At 60.9% G+C, this 20,093-nt stretch carries 18 protein-coding genes; 13 read left to right on the forward strand and 5 right to left on the reverse strand.

From position 1 onward, the window contains the following. Positions 1–619: 619 nt before the first annotated feature. The 4 genes from purE to DTP52_RS29725 all read left to right on the forward strand — a co-directional run bounded on the left by purE (position 620) and on the right by DTP52_RS29725 (position 3,184). Positions 620–1,111, forward strand: a complete 492-nt coding sequence (purE, locus tag DTP52_RS29710; protein ID WP_109756519.1) for a 5-(carboxyamino)imidazole ribonucleotide mutase — start codon at positions 620–622, stop codon at positions 1,109–1,111. 12 nt (positions 1,112–1,123) lie between these two features. Next, positions 1,124–2,209: a 5-(carboxyamino)imidazole ribonucleotide synthase gene (locus tag DTP52_RS29715; RefSeq protein WP_109756520.1), complete on the forward strand. Its 1,086-nt coding sequence runs from the start codon at positions 1,124–1,126 to the stop codon at positions 2,207–2,209. Positions 2,210–2,312: 103 nt separating this feature from the next. Next, a complete protein-coding gene (locus DTP52_RS29720; RefSeq protein ID WP_003187057.1) occupies positions 2,313–2,558 on the forward strand; it encodes a GlsB/YeaQ/YmgE family stress response membrane protein in 246 nt (81 codons plus the stop codon). An 89-nt stretch (positions 2,559–2,647) separates the two neighbouring features. After that, the gene (locus DTP52_RS29725) at positions 2,648–3,184 is read left to right on the forward strand and encodes a DUF3299 domain-containing protein (RefSeq protein WP_109756521.1); all 537 of its coding nucleotides are present in this window, start codon (positions 2,648–2,650) and stop codon (positions 3,182–3,184) included. 125 nt (positions 3,185–3,309) lie between these two features. Here DTP52_RS29725 and DTP52_RS29735 read toward each other — a convergent pair whose 3' ends face one another. Together DTP52_RS29735 and DTP52_RS29740 are read right to left on the reverse strand one after the other, a co-directional pair. Further along, positions 3,310–4,209 (reverse strand): D-hexose-6-phosphate mutarotase, encoded by a 900-nt coding sequence (locus DTP52_RS29735; RefSeq protein ID WP_109756522.1) that lies wholly within the window; start codon positions 4,207–4,209, stop codon positions 3,310–3,312. 57 nt (positions 4,210–4,266) lie between these two features. Continuing rightward, complete coding sequence (locus tag DTP52_RS29740) at positions 4,267–4,671, reverse strand: acyl-CoA thioesterase (protein WP_003177184.1); 405 nt, start codon at positions 4,669–4,671, stop codon at positions 4,267–4,269. A gap of 377 nt (positions 4,672–5,048) precedes the next feature. Between DTP52_RS29740 and DTP52_RS29745 the strand changes: the two genes are divergently transcribed. From DTP52_RS29745 to DTP52_RS29785, 8 genes are all read left to right on the forward strand, one after another. After that, positions 5,049–6,347 carry an MFS transporter gene (locus DTP52_RS29745; RefSeq protein ID WP_109756523.1) on the forward strand — a complete coding sequence of 433 codons (1,299 nt, stop codon included), beginning with the start codon at positions 5,049–5,051 and terminating at the stop codon, positions 6,345–6,347. A gap of 239 nt (positions 6,348–6,586) precedes the next feature. After that, positions 6,587–7,585, forward strand: coding sequence for a phosphate ABC transporter substrate-binding protein PstS (locus DTP52_RS29755; RefSeq protein ID WP_109756525.1), 999 nt, complete (start codon positions 6,587–6,589; stop codon positions 7,583–7,585). 414 nt (positions 7,586–7,999) lie between these two features. Next, a complete protein-coding gene (locus tag DTP52_RS29760; protein ID WP_176689601.1) occupies positions 8,000–10,033 on the forward strand; it encodes an ABC transporter permease subunit in 2,034 nt (677 codons plus the stop codon). Between the two features lie 15 nt (positions 10,034–10,048). Then, entirely contained in the window at positions 10,049–11,719 is a 1,671-nt protein-coding gene (gene pstA / locus DTP52_RS29765) for a phosphate ABC transporter permease PstA (RefSeq protein ID WP_109756527.1), read from the forward strand. A 168-nt stretch (positions 11,720–11,887) separates the two neighbouring features. Further along, positions 11,888–12,721, forward strand: a complete 834-nt coding sequence (gene pstB, locus DTP52_RS29770; RefSeq protein ID WP_072411200.1) for a phosphate ABC transporter ATP-binding protein PstB — start codon at positions 11,888–11,890, stop codon at positions 12,719–12,721. Positions 12,722–12,818: 97 nt separating this feature from the next. Further along, a complete protein-coding gene (gene phoU, locus DTP52_RS29775; RefSeq protein ID WP_109756528.1) occupies positions 12,819–13,580 on the forward strand; it encodes a phosphate signaling complex protein PhoU in 762 nt (253 codons plus the stop codon). 168 nt (positions 13,581–13,748) lie between these two features. After that, entirely contained in the window at positions 13,749–14,672 is a 924-nt protein-coding gene (locus DTP52_RS29780) for a response regulator (protein ID WP_109756529.1), read from the forward strand. 229 nt (positions 14,673–14,901) lie between these two features. Then, positions 14,902–15,798, forward strand: coding sequence for a peptidoglycan DD-metalloendopeptidase family protein (locus tag DTP52_RS29785; protein WP_109756530.1), 897 nt, complete (start codon positions 14,902–14,904; stop codon positions 15,796–15,798). A 149-nt stretch (positions 15,799–15,947) separates the two neighbouring features. Here DTP52_RS29785 and DTP52_RS29795 read toward each other — a convergent pair whose 3' ends face one another. From DTP52_RS29795 to phoB, 3 genes are all read right to left on the reverse strand, one after another. Continuing rightward, positions 15,948–17,288: a hemolysin family protein gene (locus DTP52_RS29795; RefSeq protein ID WP_014335895.1), complete on the reverse strand. Its 1,341-nt coding sequence runs from the start codon at positions 17,286–17,288 to the stop codon at positions 15,948–15,950. 113 nt (positions 17,289–17,401) lie between these two features. Further along, entirely contained in the window at positions 17,402–18,688 is a 1,287-nt protein-coding gene (gene phoR, locus DTP52_RS29800; RefSeq protein ID WP_232201707.1) for a phosphate regulon sensor histidine kinase PhoR, read from the reverse strand. 81 nt (positions 18,689–18,769) lie between these two features. Then, entirely contained in the window at positions 18,770–19,459 is a 690-nt protein-coding gene (gene phoB / locus DTP52_RS29805) for a phosphate regulon transcriptional regulator PhoB (RefSeq protein ID WP_003177195.1), read from the reverse strand. 152 nt (positions 19,460–19,611) lie between these two features. On the opposite strand from phoB, the gene DTP52_RS29810 reads away from it, so the two are divergent. Continuing rightward, complete coding sequence (locus DTP52_RS29810; protein WP_109756532.1) at positions 19,612–19,989, forward strand: hypothetical protein; 378 nt, start codon at positions 19,612–19,614, stop codon at positions 19,987–19,989. Positions 19,990–20,093: the final 104 nt, after the last annotated feature.

Below are 20,093 nucleotides of genomic sequence, written 5' to 3' on the forward strand. Positions count from 1 at the left end.
CGGTGGTTGGCGATGGCTTGAGTGATTTTCAGGTCTTCGCGGTAAACGACGATTTCGGCCTTCGCTACATCGATACCAATAACCGTTGGTGAGTTAAGGATTGTCATGACGAATCCTCGGAGCTAGGGTTTAGGTGCTTGTCGGGGTCTACCTTTGCGCTGGCTTGCCTCTATCGTCGGTTTTACCGATGAATTCCTTATCGGCGCTTTAGGTAGAAAGGGCGGAACGAGAAGTCTCCCACGGTCCGTACTGGCTAGAGTCGGAATCGAGCTTTTAGTCCCGCCCACCCCTTCAAGTCTAAACATACAAGCGAGCCTGCTCGCGATGGCGGTGTATCAGTCAATGCAGATGTTGACCGACATACCGCCATCGCGAGCAGGCTCGCTCCCACAGGGGATTTGTGTTGCTGTTCTGCTGACCTGCGAGTCAATAAAACCGCCGTTTCAGCGCAAATGACAGATGGTCGGCGAAAGTGCGTTTAACGCACCATTTTCGGTATACTGCCCGGCCTTCGGTCGGTTCACCCGGCCATAATTCGTACAACAAGCCACGCCGGTTTCCTGCGTGGCTTGTTGTTTTTTGACGCGCCTGCGGGCGCCCAGAGAGAAGAGGCACGACGATGAGTGCACTGGTTGGCGTGATCATGGGCTCCAAGTCCGATTGGTCCACCCTTAGCCACACCGCCGATATGCTGGAAAAGCTCGGCATCCCTTACGAGGTGAAAGTGGTCTCCGCCCACCGTACCCCGGACCTGCTGTTCCAGTACGCCGAAGAGGCCGAGGCGCGTGGCATCGAGGTGATCATCGCCGGTGCCGGTGGCGCCGCCCATCTGCCAGGCATGTGTGCGGCCAAGACCCACCTGCCGGTGCTGGGCGTGCCGGTCCAGTCTTCGATGCTCTCGGGCGTCGATTCGCTGCTGTCGATCGTGCAGATGCCGGCCGGCATCCCGGTCGCTACCCTGGCCATCGGCAAGGCCGGTGCGATCAACGCGGCCCTGCTGTCGGCAAGCATCCTGGGCGCCAAGCATCCAGAATTTCATACCGTGCTGAAAAAATTCCGCGCTGAACAGACAGACAGTGTCCTGGACAATCCAGACCCACGTATTGCCTGAGGTTGTTGACGAATGAAGATCGGTGTAATCGGTGGCGGCCAGTTGGGTCGCATGTTGGCCCTGGCGGGTACGCCGCTGGGGATGAACTTCGCTTTCCTGGATCCGGCGCCGGACGCCTGCGCCGCGGCACTGGGTGAACACCTGCGGGCCGACTACGGCGATCAGGATCACCTGCGCCAATTGGCCGATGAAGTCGACCTGGTGACCTTCGAGTTCGAAAGCGTCCCGGCCGAAACCGTGGCCTTCCTGTCCCAGTTCGTCCCGGTCTACCCGAGTGCCGAAGCCTTGCGCATCGCCCGCGACCGCTGGTTCGAAAAGAACATGTTCAAGGACCTGGGCATCCCCACGCCGGCCTTCGCCGACATTCAATCCCAGGCCGACCTGGACGCCGCCGTTGCCGCCATCGGCCTGCCGGCCGTGCTCAAGACCCGCACTTTGGGTTACGACGGCAAGGGCCAGAAAGTCCTGCGCACCCCTGAAGACGTGGCCGGTACGTTTGCCGAGCTTGGTAGCGTGGGTTGCCTGCTGGAAGGCTTCGTACCGTTCACCGGCGAAGTCTCGCTGATCGCCGTGCGGGCCCGCGACGGTGAAATCCGCTTCTACCCGCTGGTGCACAATACCCACAAGGACGGCATCCTCAAGCTGTCTGTCGCTAGCACCGATCACCCGTTGCAGGCCCTGGCCGAGGACTACTCCAGCCGGGTGCTCAAGCAGCTCGATTATGTCGGCGTGATGGCGTTCGAGTTCTTTGAAGTGGACGGCGGCCTCAAGGCCAACGAAATCGCGCCTCGGGTACACAATTCCGGGCACTGGACCACCGAAGGCGCCGAGTGCAGCCAGTTCGAAAACCACCTGCGGGCGGTGGCCGGGCTGCCGCTGGGGTCGACCGCCAAGGTCGGTGAGAGCGCAATGCTCAACTTCATCGGCAAGGTCCCGGATAGCGAGAAAGTCCTGGCGATCGCTGACTGCCATTTGCACCACTATGGCAAGGCGTTCAAGGCCGGACGCAAGGTCGGTCACGCCAACCTGCGCTGCGCTGACCGGGCCACGCTGGCTCAGCAGATCATCAAGGTCGAGACGCTGATCGCCGAACAATAATCTGGAACGACGGTGGAACCATTCGTCGGCTAATCTCTCTCATGGCTAAGTGCCAAAGTCTGACTAGGCTTTGGCCATAGCTATCCAACCAGAGGGAAATGCCATGGGAATCATCGGAACCATTTTTATCGGCTTGATCGTTGGCCTGCTGGCACGCTTCCTGAAACCAGGCGATGACAGCATGGGCTGGATCATGACCATCCTGCTCGGTATCGGCGGTTCGTTGGCAGCCACTTACGGTGGCCAGGCCCTGGGCATCTACCAGGCCGGTCAAGGCGCGGGCTTCATCGGTGCCCTGGTGGGCGCGATTGTGTTGCTGGTGATCTACGGCCTGATCAAAAGAAACTGATTCAAATGCGACAAAGCCCTCTCTGCGTGGCGCGCAGAGGGGGCTAGAATGCCCGGCGTTGCACTTCCTACTCATTGCCGAGCCCTTTCATGCGCCGTCTAGTGTTGACCCTTCTTTTGCTGGGCAGTGGCCTGGCCCATGCTGCCGAACTGCCGGAAACCGACTGGCTCGAACTGATGCCCAAGTCGGACCAGAAAGCCCTCGAGGCCATGCCCGAGATCGACCACAACTCCCCGGAAGCCAACGGCACCTTCACCGAAAAAGGCGGCCTGAAGCAGAGCAAGGGCTTGCCGGCGGTGATGTATTCGACCAAGACCGTGGCGTCGATGAATGACAAGCACATTCGTATCGGCGGTTACCCGGTGCCCCTGGAAAGTGATGCCAAGGGCCGTAGCACGCTGTTCTTCCTGGTGCCTTACCCGGGCGCCTGCATCCACGTCCCGCCACCGCCGCCTAATCAACTGGTGTTGGTGCGCTATCCCAAGGGCTTGAAGCTGGACGACATCTATACGCCGCTCTGGGTAACGGGCACGTTGAAGATCGAAAAGGTCGACAACGATTTGGCGAGTGCGGCGTATGCGCTGGATGCGGAGAAGGTGAGGGTGGTGCAGGAGGCGGATCTGTAGCGCCAGCGTAGTTCCACTGTGGGAGCGAGCCTGCTCGCGATAGCGGGCTGACAGTCGACATCTGCATTGACTGGTGCAGCGCTATCGCGAGCAGGCTCGCTCCCACAAGGGATTTGTGGTGTGGCTTAGAGCGGCTTGCTACCGATGCTCACGCCCAGGGTATGACTGGCCTGTGGCAACAACGTCACCACATCGTCCATTACATTCGCTGTCTCGATGCACAACATGCGCTGCCAGCCATCGTCGGCCATGTCGCTGAAGGCCTTGGCGCGTTCGGTCCAGGGGTTCCAGATCACCGCCGAGCGCGAACCGCTGCTGGTCAGTTCGATCCGGCGTTCCCAGTGCGGGTCAAGGATGCTCAGCGTCGGCGGGGTATCGAGGTAGATGCGGTCGGTTTCGCCGGCAAAGTGCAGGTTGCCGGCCTGGGTATGGGTGTTCCAGTCGTCCAGGGTCTCGATGTAGCTCAAGCCATCCACCCCTTCGACCTGCACGTTGCGCACGTCGCTCACGGCGAAATAGCTGTGCAGCGCCTGGCTGAGGCTGACGGTTTCGCTGCCACGGTTATGGCTGGTGAGGTGGATGTGCAACTGCTCGTCCATCACGATAGTCAGCGTCAGGTCCACCTGGTGCGGCCAGCCCGAGAGACCGTTCTCGGGATAGGGCAGCACAAATTCCACCTTCAGGCTCTCGCCTTCGGTTTCGATGCCCTTCAACTCCCAGTCCATCGCCCGCACCAGGCCATGGGCGGTGGCTGGATCGTTGCTCACGCGCATGGCTTGTACGCTGTCGGGGTTGCGCGTCAGGTTGCCGAACCATGGCCAGCACACCGGCACGCCCGCACGGATGCTCTTGCCGGTCTTGAACGTGGCCTGGTCGTTGAGCCAGATCAGCGGCGGCTGGCCGTCCACTTGATAGCTGAGGATATGCGCGCCTTGTTGGGCCACCAGCAACTCGGCCTGACCGTGGCGGATGCGCCAGGCATTGAGTTCATCCAGTTTGACGGCTTCGACGTTGGGCGTAGGCATGTTGCAAATCTCGCTCGAGAACAGGGACTGCAATGGACCGCAAAACGGCCGTGGTGTTTAACGAGCGCGCGGCGGAACCGAGCGGGTGCGACCGCTGCCGTCGATGGCGACGAAGACAAATACCGCCTCGGTCACCTTGCGCCACTCACTGGACAGCGGGTCGTCGCTCCAGACCTCGACCATCATCTGGATCGAGCTGCGGCCGATTTCCAGCGCCTGGGTATAAAAGGACAGCTGCGCACCCACCGCCACCGGTACCAGGAACGCCATGCGATCGATCGCCACGGTGGCCACGCGTCCGCCAGCCACTTTGCTGGCCATGGCGGTGCCGGCCAGGTCCATCTGGGACACCAGCCAGCCGCCGAAAATATCGCCAAAGCCGTTGGTCTCGCGAGGGAGCGCGGTGATTTGCAGGGCCAGGTCGCCTTGCGGGATTGGATCTTCTTGTTCGAGTTCTATCATGCCGGGGGTGCCTCTGACCCGTAACGCTGTCTTGTGCTTCAGGTGAATAGCCGTCTTTGTAAAAAACGATTCAGCCCGAACATGCTGCGTTCGTCACGTTTTTCGTAAAGGCGTGCCAAAGGGAAACTCTGCGAAACCGGCTGGTTCTGGTACTACTCCCCCAACGACGTTTTCGCACAGCAACCCCTTACAGAGTACTGCAAGGTTGCGAGTATATCGGGCGATAGACGTCGAGACGACCACTCGGTTCTGATTTCGACTGTCAAATACGCGCCTCTATGTGCTTTTTTGAACAATTTGCTATCGTGCCGGACCTGCCCAGGCCCCCAACCCGTGTCTTCAGGGTTGCAGAACCGACTATAAGAGAAGCCCTTGCCATGACCACTGCGCCTTCGAGCACGGCGACGCCCGCACAACCGGCACGTCCACTGACCCGCAACGATTACAAGACCCTGTCGCTTTCTGCCCTGGGCGGTGCGCTGGAATTCTACGATTTCATCATTTTCGTGTTCTTTGCCACCGTAGTCGGCAAATTATTCTTCCCTGCCGAAATGCCCGAGTGGCTGCGTTTGATGCAGACATTCGGCATTTTCGCCGCCGGTTACCTGGCCCGGCCGCTGGGCGGGATCATCATGGCCCACTTCGGCGACCTGCTGGGGCGCAAGAAAATGTTCACCCTGAGCATTTTCATGATGGCCGTGCCGACTCTGATCATGGGCCTGTTGCCCACTTATGCGCAGATCGGCATGTGGGCACCCATCCTGCTCTTGCTGATGCGGGTGATCCAGGGGGCGGCCATCGGCGGAGAAGTGCCGGGCGCCTGGGTATTCGTTTCCGAACACGTTCCGGCGCGTCACATCGGCTATGCCTGCGGCACGCTGACCTGCGGCCTGACGGCGGGGATTTTGCTGGGTTCGCTGGTCGCCACCGCAATCAACAGCCTCTATACGCCGCTGGAAGTGGCCGATTACGCCTGGCGGATTCCGTTCCTGCTCGGCGGTGTGTTCGGGCTGTTTTCGGTGTACCTGCGTCGCTGGCTGCACGAAACCCCGGTGTTCGCCGAGCTGCAACTGCGCAAGGCCCTGGCCGAGGAAGTGCCGCTGCGGGCGGTACTGCGTGATCATCGTGGCGCCATTGCCATTTCGATGCTGCTGACCTGGTTGCTGTCGGCCGGCATCATCGTGATCATCCTGATGACCCCGACCGTGCTGCAGACGGTGTACCACTTCAGCCCGACCACGGCTTTGCAGGCCAACAGCCTGGCGATCGTATTCCTGAGCTTTGGCTGCATCGGCTCCGGCGTACTGGCCGACCGTTTCGGCGCCGGGCGGGTCTTCGTGTTTGGCAGCACCTTGCTGCTGATCATCTCCTGGACGTTCTACCACAGCCTGTTCGACCACCCCGAATGGCTGTTTCCGCTCTATGCCCTGAGCGGGCTGCTGGTGGGCACCATCGGTGCGGTGCCTTATGTCATGGTCAAGGCGTTCCCGGCGGTGGTGCGCTTCAGTGGCCTGTCGTTCTCCTACAATCTGGCGTATGCGATCTTCGGCGGCCTGACCCCGATGATCGTCACTCTGCTGCTCAAGGAAAGCCCGCTGGGGCCGGCGTATTACGTGGCGGTCATCTGCGGGATCGGGATTGCGGTGGGTGGTTATCTCTGGAAGAAGGGGCGCTAGGTCCGAATCTTTTACTGACTGCACTGGCTTCATCGCGAGCAGGCTCGCTCCCACATGGATGCTGCGTTCACCGCGAATCCCCTGTGGGAGCGAGCTTGCTCGCGATTGGGTCCGCATGAATCATCCTGCAAAACTCAATGCTGGCCTTTCATCCAATTGTCATATTTCAGCCATAGAGTGTTCACACGGCTTATCGATACTTTGCCGACTTAACACACCCTATCTGCTAGGAGTAAGGCATGAAACTGAAGCGTTTGATGGCGGCAATGACTTTTGTCGCTGCTGGCGTTGCGACTGCCAACGCGGTTGCCGCTGTTGACCCTGCGATCCCGAGCTACACCAAGACCACTGGTGTATCGGGCAACCTGTCCAGCGTCGGCTCCGATACCCTGGCGAACCTGATGACCTTGTGGGCCGAGAACTACAAGAAAGAATACCCGAACGTAAATATCCAGATTCAAGCCGCCGGTTCCTCCACCGCGCCGCCCGCACTCACCGAAGGCACCGCCAACCTGGGCCCGATGAGCCGCAAGATGAAGGACAACGAACTGCAGGCCTTCGAAACCAAATACGGCTACAAGCCAACCGCTATCCCGGTTGCCGTGGACGCCCTGGCGGTATTCGTACACAAGGACAACCCGATCCAGCACCTGACCATGGAACAGGTCGATGCGATCTTCTCGTCCACTCGTCTGTGCGGCGGTAAAGCCGACGTTAAAACCTGGGGTGACCTGGGTGTGACCGGCGACCTGGCCAACAAGCCAGTGCAACTGTTCGGTCGTAACTCGGTATCCGGCACCTACGGCTACTTCAAGGAAGAAGCCCTGTGCAAAGGCGACTACAAGCCAAACGTCAACGAACAACCCGGCTCGGCTTCGGTCGTGCAGTCGATCAGTTCCTCGCTCAACGGCATCGGTTACTCGGGCATCGGCTACAAGACCGCCAGCGTGAAGACTGTGGCCCTGGCCAAGAAAGGCAGCACTGACTTCATCGAAGACACTGAAGAAAACGCCCTGAACGGCAAGTACCCGCTGTCGCGTTTCCTCTACGTCTACGTCAACAAGGCACCGAACAAGCCTCTGGCCCCGCTGGAAGCCGAGTTCGTGAAGCTGATCCTGTCCAAGCAAGGCCAGGAAGTCGTGGTCAAGGACGGCTACATCCCGGTACCTGCCAAAGTCGCCGCCAAGGCACTGGCTGACCTGGGGCTGCAAGAAGGCGGCAACGTCGCCAAGAAGTAATAATCCGGCCTAGCCCGGACCTTGTGGGAGCGAGCCTGCTCGCGATAGCCGGTTCACTCCCACAGACAAATTTCCTGTCCGCTGCCGGTTCCCTCCGGCGGCGGATTTGTTGCGTCACTGCACTGTCATCTTTCTGTCATACAGGATCGCTAGGGTGTGCGCATGAATGATCTGGCCAACTCCACAATGACTACGACTTCCCCTCCCAAGCGCATTGACTTCAATACGCCTGAGCTTCAACGCAAGCGCCGTATTCGTGCGCTCAAGGATCGCCTGACCCGCTGGTACGTCCTGGTTGGCGGCCTGGCCGTCCTGGCCGCCATTACGTTGATCTTCTTCTTCCTGGCCTACGTGGTGCTGCCTCTGTTCCAGGGTGCGGACCTGACCGCCAAGGATTCGATCACTCCGGCCTGGATGCAAGACGCCGGCAAACCCCTGATGATCTCCATCGAAGAACAGAACCAAGTCGCCATGCGGGTTTCCGACAAGGGCCAGGCACTGTTTTTCGATATCAGCAGCGGTGCCGAACTGCGCCGTGTCGACCTGCCGATCCCGGCCGGTGCCAGCGTGACCTCCATTGGCGAAGACCAGCCCGGCAGCCCATTGGTGGCAATCGGTCTGTCCAACGGCCAGGCCTTGGTGTTCCGCCACACTTATAAAGTCACCTACCCGGACGGCAAGAAAACCATCTCGCCCGCCGTCGAATACCCTTATGGCGAGACGCCGATCACGTTGAACGAACAGGGCGCGGCCCTGGAACATGTCAGCCTCAACGCCACCGATTCGACCCTGCTGCTGGCCGGTTCCAGCGGTGCCCAACTGCACGTGCTGTCGCTCACCAGCGAAGAGAACATGATGACCGGTGAGGTCACCAGCGAACAGACCCGCATCGACCTGCCGCAGATGACCGAGCCGGTGAAAAACATCTTCGTCGACCCACGCCAGCAATGGTTGTATGTGGTCAACGGGCGTGCCCAGGCCGATGTGTTCAGCCTGCGGGACAAGAGCCTCAACGGCCGCTACAAACTGCTGGAGAACGCCGACGCCCAAGTCACCGCCGTCACTCAGTTGGTGGGCGGGATCTCGCTGATCATCGGCGACTCCAAGGGTGGCCTGGCCCAGTGGTTCATGGCGCGCGATCCGGATGGCGAGTTGCGCTTCAAACAGATTCGTACCTTCCAGATGGGTAGCGCGCCGATCGTCGAGATCAGCGCCGAAGAACGCCGCAAAGGTTTCGTTGCCCTCGACGCCGCCGGCAAGCTCGGCGTGTTCCACAGCACCGCCCACCGCACCCTGCTGGTGGACCAGGTGGTCGACGGCCAGGGGCTGTTCGGCATGTCGCCCCGGGCGAACCGCCTGATCGTGGAACAAGGCGGCAAGCTGCAACCGCTGACGCTGGACAACCCGCATCCGGAAGTTTCGTGGAGCGCGTTGTGGAGCAAGGTCTGGTACGAAAACTACGACGAACCCAAGTACGTCTGGCAATCAACCGCCGCCAACACCGACTTCGAACCCAAGCTGAGCCTCTCGCCACTGACCTTCGGTACCTTGAAAGCGGCGTTCTACGCGATGCTGCTGGCCGCGCCGCTGGCGGTTGCCGCGGCGATCTACACTGCTTATTTCATGGCCCCGGGCATGCGCCGCAAGGTCAAGCCGGTGATCGAGCTGATGGAAGCGATGCCGACAGTGATCCTCGGTTTCTTCGCCGGCCTGTTCCTGGCGCCGTACGTCGAAGGGCACTTGCCGGGCATCTTCAGCCTGCTGATGTTGCTGCCAATCGGCATCCTGGTCGCCGGTTTCGCCTTCAGCCGCCTGCCGGAATCCATTCGCCTGAGGGTTCCGGACGGCTGGGAAAGCGCCCTGCTGATCCCGGTAATCCTGTTCGTGGGCTGGCTCTCGCTGTACATGAGCCCCTACATGGAAGCCTGGTTCTTTGGCGGCGACATGCGCATGTGGATCTCCCATGACCTGGGCATCACCTACGACCAGCGCAACGCCTTGGTGGTCGGCCTGGCGATGGGCTTTGCGGTGATCCCGAACATTTATTCCATCGCCGAAGACGCGGTGTTCAGCGTGCCCCGCGGCCTGACCCTGGGCTCCCTGGCCCTCGGTGCCACGCCGTGGCAGACCATGACCCGCGTGGTGATCCTCACCGCCAGCCCCGGCATCTTCTCGGCGCTGATGATCGGCATGGGCCGTGCGGTGGGCGAGACCATGATCGTGCTGATGGCCACCGGTAACACGCCGGTCATGGAAATGAACCTGTTCGAAGGCCTGCGCACCCTGGCGGCCAACGTGGCGGTGGAAATGCCTGAGTCGGAAGTCGGCGGCAGCCATTACCGCGTGCTGTTCCTGTCGGCACTGGTGCTGCTGTTGTTCACCTTCGTCATGAACACCCTCGCCGAGCTGATCCGTCAGCGTCTGCGCAAGAAATATTCGGCGCTTTAAGGAAGGTAGAAGTCTGTGAAACAGAACTCCCTGAAAGGATGGTTCAAGAGCGGCGCCCCCGGCGTCTGGATCAGCGGTGGCGCGGTGTCCATCGCGGTCATCATGACCATTGGCCTGCTGGCGGTGATCGCTGTGCGCGGCCTGGGCCACTTCTGGCCGGCGGACCTGATCCACGCCAACTACAACGTGCCGGGCATGCCTGCGCACCTGGTGGTCGGCGAAGTCGTGCAGAAAGAAGAAGTACCCCGCGAGCGCCTGAAAAGCGCCGGCCTGCCGGTGCCGGACGAAGGCCCCGAGTTCATGACCCGCGAACTGATCAAGGTCGGCAACCGGGACCTGAACGGCACCGATTTCACCTGGATCGTCGGCGACTGGCTGACCAACCAGACCACGCCGCCGGAACTGATGGCCATCGAGCGTCGTGAGTGGGGCAACTTCTACGGTTACCTGGTCAACGTCAAGGAAAGCGGCAAGGTCATTGCCGAGGGCGAGGCCGCCTGGCCGCAACTGCAGGCTCGCGTACAGCGCGTCAACCAGTTGGCCGCCGAGCTCAAGACCCTGGAAAAAGTCGACATCGGTGCGATCAATGCCGGCCTGGAGCGTGTCCGCCTGCACGGTCGCAAACTGGAGCTGGACGGCAAGCTCGACGCTTCGGCACAGGCCGACCTGGAAAGCGAGCGTGCCGAACTCAACGCCCGCTACAAGGACATCGAAGCACGCCTGACCGACCTGCATGCGCAGTTCAACCGCGACAGCCTGACGGCCCGCGATGCCAACGGCAAGGAAGTGGAGATCGAAATCGGCAAAGTGGTGCACGCCTACCAGCCAAACGGCATGGGCACGTTCACCAAGATAGGTTTCTACTTCAGCAAGGTCTGGGAATTCCTCAGCGACGACCCGCGTGAAGCCAACACCGAAGGCGGCATCTTCCCGGCGATTTTCGGCACCGTGATGATGACCCTGATCATGGCGATGATCGTGACGCCGTTCGGCGTGCTGGCGGCGGTCTACCTGCGTGAATACGCCCGCCAAGGCCCGATGACCCGCCTGATCCGCATCGCGGTGAACAACCTCGCGGGGGTTCCCGCCATTGTTTACGGTGTGTTCGGCCTGGGCTTCTTCGTCTACGTGCTGGGTGGTTCGGTCGACCGCTTGTTCTTCCCCGAAGCCTTGCCGGCACCGACCTTCGGTACCCCGGGCCTGCTCTGGGCGTCCCTGACCCTGGCACTGCTGGCGGTGCCGGTGGTGATCGTCGCCACCGAGGAAGGCCTGGCGCGGATCCCGCGGACCGTGCGCGAAGGCTCCCTGGCCCTCGGCGCGACCAAGGCCGAGACCCTGTGGAAAATCGTCCTGCCGATGGCGAGCCCGGCGATGATGACCGGGATGATCCTCGCCGTGGCCCGTGCCGCCGGTGAAGTGGCGCCGCTGATGCTGGTGGGCGTGGTGAAACTGGCCCCGTCGCTGCCACTGGACGGCAACTACCCGTACCTGCACTTGGACCAGAAGATCATGCACCTGGGCTTCCATATCTATGACGTGGGCTTCCAGAGCCCGAACGTCGAAGCGGCACGGCCGCTGGTGTACGCCACGGCGCTGCTGCTGGTGCTGGTGATCGCGATACTGAACCTGTCGGCGGTATGGATCCGTAATCACCTGCGCGAGAAGTACAAGGCACTGGATAGCTGATTACACATTGATTTTCTGTGGGAGCGAGCCTGCTCGCGATGGCATCTCCTCGGTTCAACGCCAACCGAGTCGCCTGAATCGCGAGCAGGCGCGCTCCCACAAATACACAGATTGGCATGGCCACTCAGTGGTCAACCGAACCGAATTTGTTAGCACAGGGAGCCTCCCATGCAACACGAAGCACATACACACGGCATCAACATGTCGGCCTTGGGCCGCGACAAGCAGAGCCTGGACCTGGCCCAGGAAACCGTGGCCATCGAAGTGCCCGGCCTGAATCTGTTTTACGGCGAGAAGCAGGCGCTGTATGACGTCAGCCTGAACATCCCGAAACAGCGCGTCACCGCGTTCATCGGCCCGTCGGGCTGCGGCAAGTCCACCTTGCTGCGTACCTTCAACCGCATGAACGACCTGGTTGACGGTTGCCGCGTTGAAGGCGAAATCAACCTCTACGGCAACAACATCTACCGCAAGGGCGAAGACGTGGCCGAGCTGCGTCGCCGCGTAGGCATGGTGTTCCAGAAGCCCAACCCCTTTCCGAAAACCATCTACGAGAACGTGGTCTACGGCTTGCGCATCCAGGGCATCAACAAGAAGCGCATCCTCGACGAAGCCGTGGAATGGGCCCTCAAGGGCGCTGCACTGTGGGATGAGGTCAAGGATCGCCTGCATGAATCGGCCCTCGGTCTGTCCGGCGGCCAGCAGCAACGCCTGGTGATCGCCCGCACCATCGCCGTAGAACCGGAAGTGCTGCTGCTCGACGAGCCCTGCTCGGCCCTGGACCCGATCTCGACGCTGAAAGTCGAAGAGCTGATCTACGAGCTCAAGTCCAAGTTCACCATCGTCATCGTGACCCACAACATGCAACAGGCTGCGCGGGTTTCCGACTACACCGCGTTCATGTACATGGGCAAACTGGTGGAATTCGGCGATACCGATACGCTGTTCACCAATCCGGCCAAGAAACAGACCGAGGACTACATCACCGGTCGTTACGGCTAGTCGAGGCGGCTGCATAGCCGCGCTGTGCTATCAGGATCAACATTTAACTGCTTGAAGCTTGCAGCTTGAAGCTTGCAACTTTCGCGGAGCGAACAAGATGATTTCGAAGGAAGGCCTTACTCACCACATTTCCGCACAGTTCAACGCCGAGCTGGAGGAAGTACGCAGTCACTTGCTGGCCATGGGCGGGCTGGTGGAAAAGCAGGTCAACGACGCGGTGACCGCGCTGATCGAGGCCGATTCGGGCCTGGCCCAGCAGGTGCGCGAAATCGATGACCAGATCAACCAGATGGAGCGCAACATCGACGAGGAGTGCCTGCGTATCCTGGCCCGTCGTCAACCAGCTGCTTCTGACCTGCGCCTGATCATCAGCATCTCCAAGTCGGTGATCGATCTTGAGCGGATCGGCGACGAAGCCACCAAGATCGCCCGTCGTGCCATCCAATTGTGCGAAGAGGGCGAGGCGCCGCGCGGTTACGTCGAGGTTCGCCACATTGGCGACCAGGTGCGCAACATGGTCCGCGATGCACTGGACGCCTTCGCCCGCTTCGACGCCGACCTGGCGCTGTCGGTGGCCCAGTACGACAAGATCATCGACCGCGAATACAAGACGGCCCTGCGCGAGCTGGCGACCTACATGATGGAAGATCCGCGTTCCATCTCGCGGGTGTTGAGCATTATCTGGGTGCTGCGTTCTCTGGAGCGTATCGGCGATCATGCGCGCAACATCTCGGAACTTGTCATTTATCTGGTGCGCGGTACCGATGTGCGGCATCTGGGGCTCAAGCGCATGAAGGAAGAAGTTGAGGGCACCCCGTCCGAAAACGCTAATGTTCCGGGCGAAACTGACGATAAGTAAGATTGCCAAGAAAAGCGCCCGGCCTTCTGGTCGGGCTTTTTTTTGGGTTTTTTTTAATCGACAGCAGCACCCCGCGAACGAAAAGTCCCGGCGTGACTGAAGGTTTTTTGGCAATGTGCCATCAGTAAAAGCGGTATGCTTGCCGGGATTTTTTAGAGGTGTATCTGGATGAGTAAGGTCAGTGTGTTGGTCGTGGACGATGCTTCGTTCATTCGTGACCTGGTGAAGAAGTGCCTGCGCAACTACTTCCCGGGCGTGCGCATCGAAGACGCGGTGAACGGCAAGAAAGCCCAGGCCCTGCTGGCTCGCGAGGCGTTCGACCTGGTGCTGTGCGATTGGGAAATGCCGGAAATGTCCGGCCTGGAACTGCTGACCTGGTGCCGCCAGCAGGACACCCTCAAGGGCATGCCGTTCGTGATGGTCACCAGCCGCGGCGACAAGGAAAACGTCGTCCAGGCGATCCAGGCCGGCGTTTCCGGCTATGTCAGCAAGCCATTCACCAACGAACAGTTGCTGACCAAGGTCAAGCAGGCCCTGCATAAGGTCGGCAAGCTCGACACGCTGATGAACAGTGCCCCGACCAAGATGAACTCGGCGTTTGGCAATGATTCCTTGAGCGCCCTGACGGGCGGTAAGGCTCCAGTTGCGGCGGTTGCTTCGGCGCCTGCCGCCCCTGCCCCTGCGCCGGCCCCAGCCGCTCGTGGCTTGCTCAACAGCCCGCCGGTCAAGGCACCGGCCGCCGCCGCTTCGACGACCAACCGTGGCCAAGGCCAGTTGCGCCTGTCCAGCGGCACCCAGCAATGCGTGATCAAGGCCTTGAGCCTCAAGGAAGCGCTGCTGGTGGTCAAGCGCTCCGACACCCTGCCGCAAGTACTCGAAGGCGCGGTGCTGGACATGGAGCAGGGCGACAACGCCGAAACCGCTCGTCTCAATGGCTACCTGCACGCCATCGTCGCCCATGAACAGACGCCCGACAGCGAATGGCTGCAACTGACGTTCCGCTTCGTCGACAAAGACCCGCAGAAACTCGACTACATCTCCCGCCTGATCGCCCGCGGTACGGCGCAGAAGCACTTCGTGCCTGGCGCCTGATCCCCGGCGGCGCCTGTCAGGCCGTCATCGCGAGCAGGCTCGCTCCCACATTGGATCTGCGCTGAATGCAGATCCAATGTTCACTGAGACCAACTGTGGGAGCGAGCCTGCTCGCGATGGGGCCATCGGTCTCCCACCAACCCATTTTGAAACATCCGTCGACTACGCTGGTCCATCCCAGCTGCTAGGCTGCTGTTCAGGCCTTCATTTTTCGACAGAACCTTTGCCCATGCTCGCGCCCCTGCTGTTCGCCTGCGGTCTGGTCCTGGCCTCCACTTCGGCCATGGCCATGACGATCTACAAATCCACCGACGCCAATGGCGTGGTGTCCTACAGTGACCGTCCCAGCAAGGGCGCTCAGGTGTTCGTGTTCCGCGACCGCATGGTCGAGCGCCTGGAGCGACAGGTCTTTCTTGATATCAAGAAGCAGAAGGGCGGGGATGCGGTGTTCGTGCGCAACGATTTGTATGCGCCGGTGGAGATCGAGTTGAGTTTCACTGGGGTGCGCAATGTCATCGGTGCGCCGAGCCGGCCGATTCGGCGGGTGCTGCCGGCGCGCAGCAACCTGCGCCTGGCGCTGCTCACGGCCACGCAGCCTGGCAGGCCCCTGGTGTACACCCCACGGTTCGAATATTCCCTGGGCGACCCTGCCGGCACGGCGCAGGCCTATCAGTACCCGCTGCCGTGGCGTGGCGGGCCGTTCCGGCTCAGCCAGGGGGCCAACGGCCAATACAGCCATTACGGCCCGAAGAACCGCTACGCCATGGACATCGCCATGCCCGAAGGCACGCCGATCATCGCGGCGCGCGGAGGCGTGGTGATCAAGACTGAAAATCAGCAGACCGGCCGCGGGGACGACCCTTCGGGCAACTTCGTGCGAGTACTGCACGATGACGGGACGATGGGCGTCTACCTGCACCTGCAGAAAGGCTCGGTGAGCGTACGGGAAGGGCAGCGGGTCGGAGTGGGCACGCCGTTGGCGTTGTCGGGCAATACCGGCAACAGTTCGGGCCCGCACCTGCATTTCGTGGTGCAGCGCAATACCGGATTGGGGCTGGTATCGATTCCCTACCAGTTCAATCAACCGGTGGGAGAGTTGCCCAACTTTGCGTTGGGCAAGCAGTAACTCTGGAGATTCGAGGGGCTTTTTGTGGCGAGGGAGCTTGCTCCCGCTGGGTCGCGAAGCGGCCCCAAAAACGACGACTGCTTCGCAGCCGAGCGGGAGCAAGCTCCCTCGCCACAGGGGTTTATGCCCTCTTGCGGGCCGGTTGATGCTCAATCGAGCATCAAAACCTTCGCCAGGATGATCTTCGGTCCTTTCATCTTCTTGATGATGATCCGCAGGCCTTCGACTTCCAGCACTTCTTCCTCTTCCGGCACGCGCTTGAGGGTTTCATAGACCAACCCGGCCAGCGTTTCGGCTTCGATGTGGTCCAGATCGATCCCTAGCAAGCGCTCGACCTTGAACAGCGGCGTATCGCCACGTACCAACAGCTTGCCCGGCTGGTAGGCCAGGATGCCGCGTTCGGCCTTGCGGTGTTCGTCCTGGATGTCGCCCACCAGTACTTCCAGCACGTCTTCCATGGTCAGGTAGCCGATGATGTTGCCGTCGGCTTCCTCGACCAGGGCGAAGTGCGAGCCGCCCTTGCGGAACTGCTCAAGCAACTGCGACAGCGGCATGTGTCGCGATACGCGCTCCAGCGGCCTGGTCAGTTCGGCCAGGTTGAACGACTCGGGGATGTGATCCAGGGCCGCCAGTTCCAGCAGCAGGTCCTTGATGTGCAGCAGGCCGACGAACTCCTGGCGCTCACTGTCGTACACCGGATAACGGCTGAATTTGTGGCGACGGAACATCGCCAGGATTTCCTTGAGTGGCGCGTTGAACTCCAGCGTCACCAGGTCTTCCCGGGAGTTGGCCCAGTCCACCACTTCCAGCTCGCCCATCTCCACGGCCGAGGCCAGCACGCGCATGCCCTGGTCGCTGGGGTCCTGGCCACGGCTGGAGTGCAGGATCAACTTCAGTTCTTCGCGGCTGTAGTGGTGTTCGTGATGGGGGCCGGGCTCGCCTTGGCCGGCGATGCGCAGGATGGCGTTGGCGCTGGCGTTGAGCAGGTAGATCGCCGGGTACATGGCCCAGTAGAACAGGTACAGCGGCACGGCGGTCCACAGCGACAGCAGCTCGGGTTTGCGAATCGCCCAGGATTTGGGTGCCAGCTCACCGACCACGATGTGCAGGTACGAAATGATGAAGAACGCGGTGAAGAACGACACGCCCTTGATCACTTCCGGCGACTGTACGCCGACCGCGCCCAGCAACGGTTCGAGGATATGGGCGAACGCCGGCTCACCGACCCAGCCCAGGCCCAGGGAGGCCAGGGTGATGCCCAGCTGACAGGCCGACAGGTAAGCGTCGAGCTGGCTGTGGACGGTGCGCAGGATATGCCCGCGCCAGCCATTCTGCTCGGCAATGGCCTCGACCCGGGTCGAGCGTAGCTTGACCATGGCGAATTCCGCCGCAACGAAAAAGCCGTTGAGCAAAACCAGGATCAGAGCAAAAAGAATCATGCCGAATTCGGCGAAGAGTGTAACGAGGGACAAGCCAGGGGAAGGGTCCATGATGGAGTTTTGCGGGTTCCGTATAGTCGTAGAAGTTGGAAATGAGCGCCTGAAAAGGCAGGCACAAGTCAGTCAATGTAGCGGCTGGCTCGGCGATTGCCTAGGGGGCGCTCTCAATCAGCGGGGCGGGCGAGGCGTGCGCGAACCACCTGGGCCGGGGCGAAATGGCAGGTAAAGGTGCTGCCATGGCCGGGTACGCTGCTGATTTCCATGCGGGCGCGATGGCGCAGCAGGACGTGTTTGACGATGGCCAGGCCCAACCCTGTGCCCCCGGTATTGGAGTTGCGGCTGGAGTCGACGCGGTAGAAACGTTCGGTCAGGCGCGGCAGGTGCTTGCTGTCGATGCCGATGCCCGAATCGCGCACACTCAGGTGCGCGCCTTGCTCATCGCCCCACCAGCGCACATGGATCCGGCCTTGTTCCGGCGTGTACTTGACCGCGTTGAACACCAGGTTGGAGAACGCACTGCGCAGTTCCGCCTCGCTGCCTTTGAGCTGCACGGCCGGATCGGCTTCCAGGGTAATGGTCTGCTGCTTGGGGCCGGACAGTTCCTGTGCATCTTCGACAATGGTTTGCAGCAGATCGTCGATGGGCACCGGCTGGTTGTCCGACGGGTAATCGGTGGCCTCCAGTTTCGCCAGCAGCAACAAGTCGTTGAGCAGGGTCTGCATGCGCCCGCTTTGCTGGTGCATCTGCTGCAAGGCCCGGGTCCAACGCGGGTTCACCTCCTCGACATTGTCGAGCAGGGTTTCCAGATAACCGCAGATCACCGTCAATGGCGTGCGCAGTTCGTGGGAAACGTTGGCGATGAAGTCTTTGCGCATCTGTTCTAACTGATGGATACGCGTGACGTCGCGCACCAGCATCAGGTGCTCGTTGTTGCCGTAGCGCGTGATGTACAACTGGATACGCAGCCGATCATTGGTCGGCGAAGGAATCTCCAGCGGCTCGGCGTAATTACCCTGCTCGAAATACTCCTTGAAGCGCGGGTGACGCACCAGGTTGGTCACCGGTTGGCCGCTGTCCTGTGGGGTCTTGAGGCCCAGCAGGGTCTCGGCGGCGCGGTTCCACCACTCCAGGTTGCCGTCGCTGTCGAGCATGATCACCGCGTCTTTCAGCGCGGCGGTGGACTCCTGGACCCGGTCGATCACCGCCTGCAGGCGCCCGCGAACGCGTTGGTCGCGCCGTTGCAGATGGTAGATGCTGTCGAACACCTCACCCCACAGGCCATAGCCGTCGGGCGGGGCTTCGTCGGGTTGGTGCAGGCGCAGCCATTCATGCAGGCGCAGCAATTGCTTGAGGGTCCAGGCCAGGTAAAGCCCCAGGCCTGCGGCCAGGCTCCAGCCGTAATAACCGCTGATCAGGCCGATCAGCAAACAGCCGGTCACCAGCAGCAACATGTGGCGAATCAGGGTGCCATGCCAGTTTTGATTCAATTGAGCGCGCGTCCTTGTCAGCTTGTCGGGCGGTAAGGGCTCGGATCAGGCCTTGGTAGAAAAACGATAACCGGTGCCGCGCACGGTTTGTACAAGATTTTCATAGGCATCGCCGAGGGCCTTGCGCAGGCGGCGGATATGCACGTCCACGGTGCGCTCCTCGACATAGACGTTGCCGCCCCAGACCTGGTCCAGCAGTTGTCCGCGGGTGTAGGCACGTTCCTGGTGAGTCATGAAAAATTGCAGCAGGCGGTATTCGGTCGGGCCCATCTCGGCGGGTTTGCCGTCGATGGTCACGCGGTGGCTGATGGGGTCGAGCAGCAGGCCGCCGACTTCGATGGGCGCTTCGCCGTCGGTCGGTCCGGCACGACGCAGCACGGCCTTCAGGCGTGCCACCAGCTCCCGTGGGGAGAACGGCTTGGTGATGTAGTCGTCGGCGCCCACTTCCAGGCCCTGGATCTTGTTGTCCTCTTCGCCCTTGGCGGTGAGCATGATGATCGGAATATCACCGGTCAGCTCGTCGCGCTTGAGGCGTCGCGCCAGTTCGATGCCTGACGTGCCGGGCAGCATCCAGTCCAGCAGGATCAGGTCGGGCTTGCGGTCGACGATGATGGCATGGGCCTGTTGAGAGTTTTCTGCTTCCATGCAGTCATAGCCGGCCATCTCCAACGCAACGGCGATCATCTCGCGGATGGGCGCCTCGTCGTCGACGATCAGAATGCTCCTGCCAACCATGGGGTAATCCTCTTGTCATTTAACTGTCTTGCGCCGCATTAGATAACGGAATTATTGCAGTCGTGTGACAGATATTTCGTAATCCGGCAGCGAAGGGGATCCTGGGCTACGCTTTTCAGTCCGAATCCTGACAACCACAAAAGAAGGTTTCCATGAATTACTTCACCCAATCCATCCAGGCACTGGCGGTAGCGGCTGCCCTGGCGTTGCCTGCCATGGCGTTCGCAGCTGAGCCGGCGATGAAAGAAGGCGGCATGTGGACCGATCACCACGGCATGACCTTGTATACGTTTGACAAGGACAAAGGCACCGAGTCAGCGTGCTATGACCAATGCGCGAAGAACTGGCCACCGCTCAAGGTTGAAGGCGCAGCCAAGCCTACGGGCGACTGGACCGTGATCGAACGTAAAGACGATGCGAAGCAGCAGTGGGCCTACAAGGGCAAACCGCTGTATACCTACATTGAAGACAAGAAGGCGGGCGATAAGAATGGTGACGGCAAAGGAGGCGTCTGGCACGTCGCCAAGTAGAATTGACAGACTTCACCAAGGTGAACGCAGATCATTTGTGGCGAGGGGATTGATGTGGGAGCAAGGCTTGCCCGCGATGAAGGCGCTGCGGTCTTTCAGAAATC

Origin of the sequence: Pseudomonas sp. 43mfcvi1.1 (genome assembly GCF_900115935.1) — a bacterium.
Lineage (GTDB): Bacteria > Pseudomonadota > Gammaproteobacteria > Pseudomonadales > Pseudomonadaceae > Aquipseudomonas > Aquipseudomonas bijieensis.

What these genes read in the sequence shown, in the direction of transcription:
- purE (WP_109756519.1), top strand. Translation starts at nt 620, where the DNA reads ATGAGTGCACTGGTTGGCGTGATCATGGGCTCCAAGTCCGATTGGTCC.
- DTP52_RS29715 (WP_109756520.1), top strand. Translation starts at nt 1,124, where the DNA reads ATGAAGATCGGTGTAATCGGTGGCGGCCAGTTGGGTCGCATGTTGGCC.
- DTP52_RS29720 (WP_003187057.1), top strand. Translation starts at nt 2,313, where the DNA reads ATGGGAATCATCGGAACCATTTTTATCGGCTTGATCGTTGGCCTGCTG.
- DTP52_RS29725 (WP_109756521.1), top strand. Translation starts at nt 2,648, where the DNA reads ATGCGCCGTCTAGTGTTGACCCTTCTTTTGCTGGGCAGTGGCCTGGCC.
- DTP52_RS29735 (WP_109756522.1), bottom strand. Translation starts at nt 4,209, where the DNA reads ATGCCTACGCCCAACGTCGAAGCCGTCAAACTGGATGAACTCAATGCC.
- DTP52_RS29740 (WP_003177184.1), bottom strand. Translation starts at nt 4,671, where the DNA reads ATGATAGAACTCGAACAAGAAGATCCAATCCCGCAAGGCGACCTGGCC.
- DTP52_RS29745 (WP_109756523.1), top strand. Translation starts at nt 5,049, where the DNA reads ATGACCACTGCGCCTTCGAGCACGGCGACGCCCGCACAACCGGCACGT.
- DTP52_RS29755 (WP_109756525.1), top strand. Translation starts at nt 6,587, where the DNA reads ATGAAACTGAAGCGTTTGATGGCGGCAATGACTTTTGTCGCTGCTGGC.
- DTP52_RS29760 (WP_176689601.1), top strand. Translation starts at nt 8,000, where the DNA reads ATGCAAGACGCCGGCAAACCCCTGATGATCTCCATCGAAGAACAGAAC.
- pstB (WP_072411200.1), top strand. Translation starts at nt 11,888, where the DNA reads ATGCAACACGAAGCACATACACACGGCATCAACATGTCGGCCTTGGGC.
- phoU (WP_109756528.1), top strand. Translation starts at nt 12,819, where the DNA reads ATGATTTCGAAGGAAGGCCTTACTCACCACATTTCCGCACAGTTCAAC.
- DTP52_RS29780 (WP_109756529.1), top strand. Translation starts at nt 13,749, where the DNA reads ATGAGTAAGGTCAGTGTGTTGGTCGTGGACGATGCTTCGTTCATTCGT.
- DTP52_RS29785 (WP_109756530.1), top strand. Translation starts at nt 14,902, where the DNA reads ATGCTCGCGCCCCTGCTGTTCGCCTGCGGTCTGGTCCTGGCCTCCACT.
- DTP52_RS29795 (WP_014335895.1), bottom strand. Translation starts at nt 17,288, where the DNA reads ATGGACCCTTCCCCTGGCTTGTCCCTCGTTACACTCTTCGCCGAATTC.
- phoR (WP_232201707.1), bottom strand. Translation starts at nt 18,688, where the DNA reads ATGTTGCTGCTGGTGACCGGCTGTTTGCTGATCGGCCTGATCAGCGGT.
- phoB (WP_003177195.1), bottom strand. Translation starts at nt 19,459, where the DNA reads ATGGTTGGCAGGAGCATTCTGATCGTCGACGACGAGGCGCCCATCCGC.
- DTP52_RS29810 (WP_109756532.1), top strand. Translation starts at nt 19,612, where the DNA reads ATGAATTACTTCACCCAATCCATCCAGGCACTGGCGGTAGCGGCTGCC.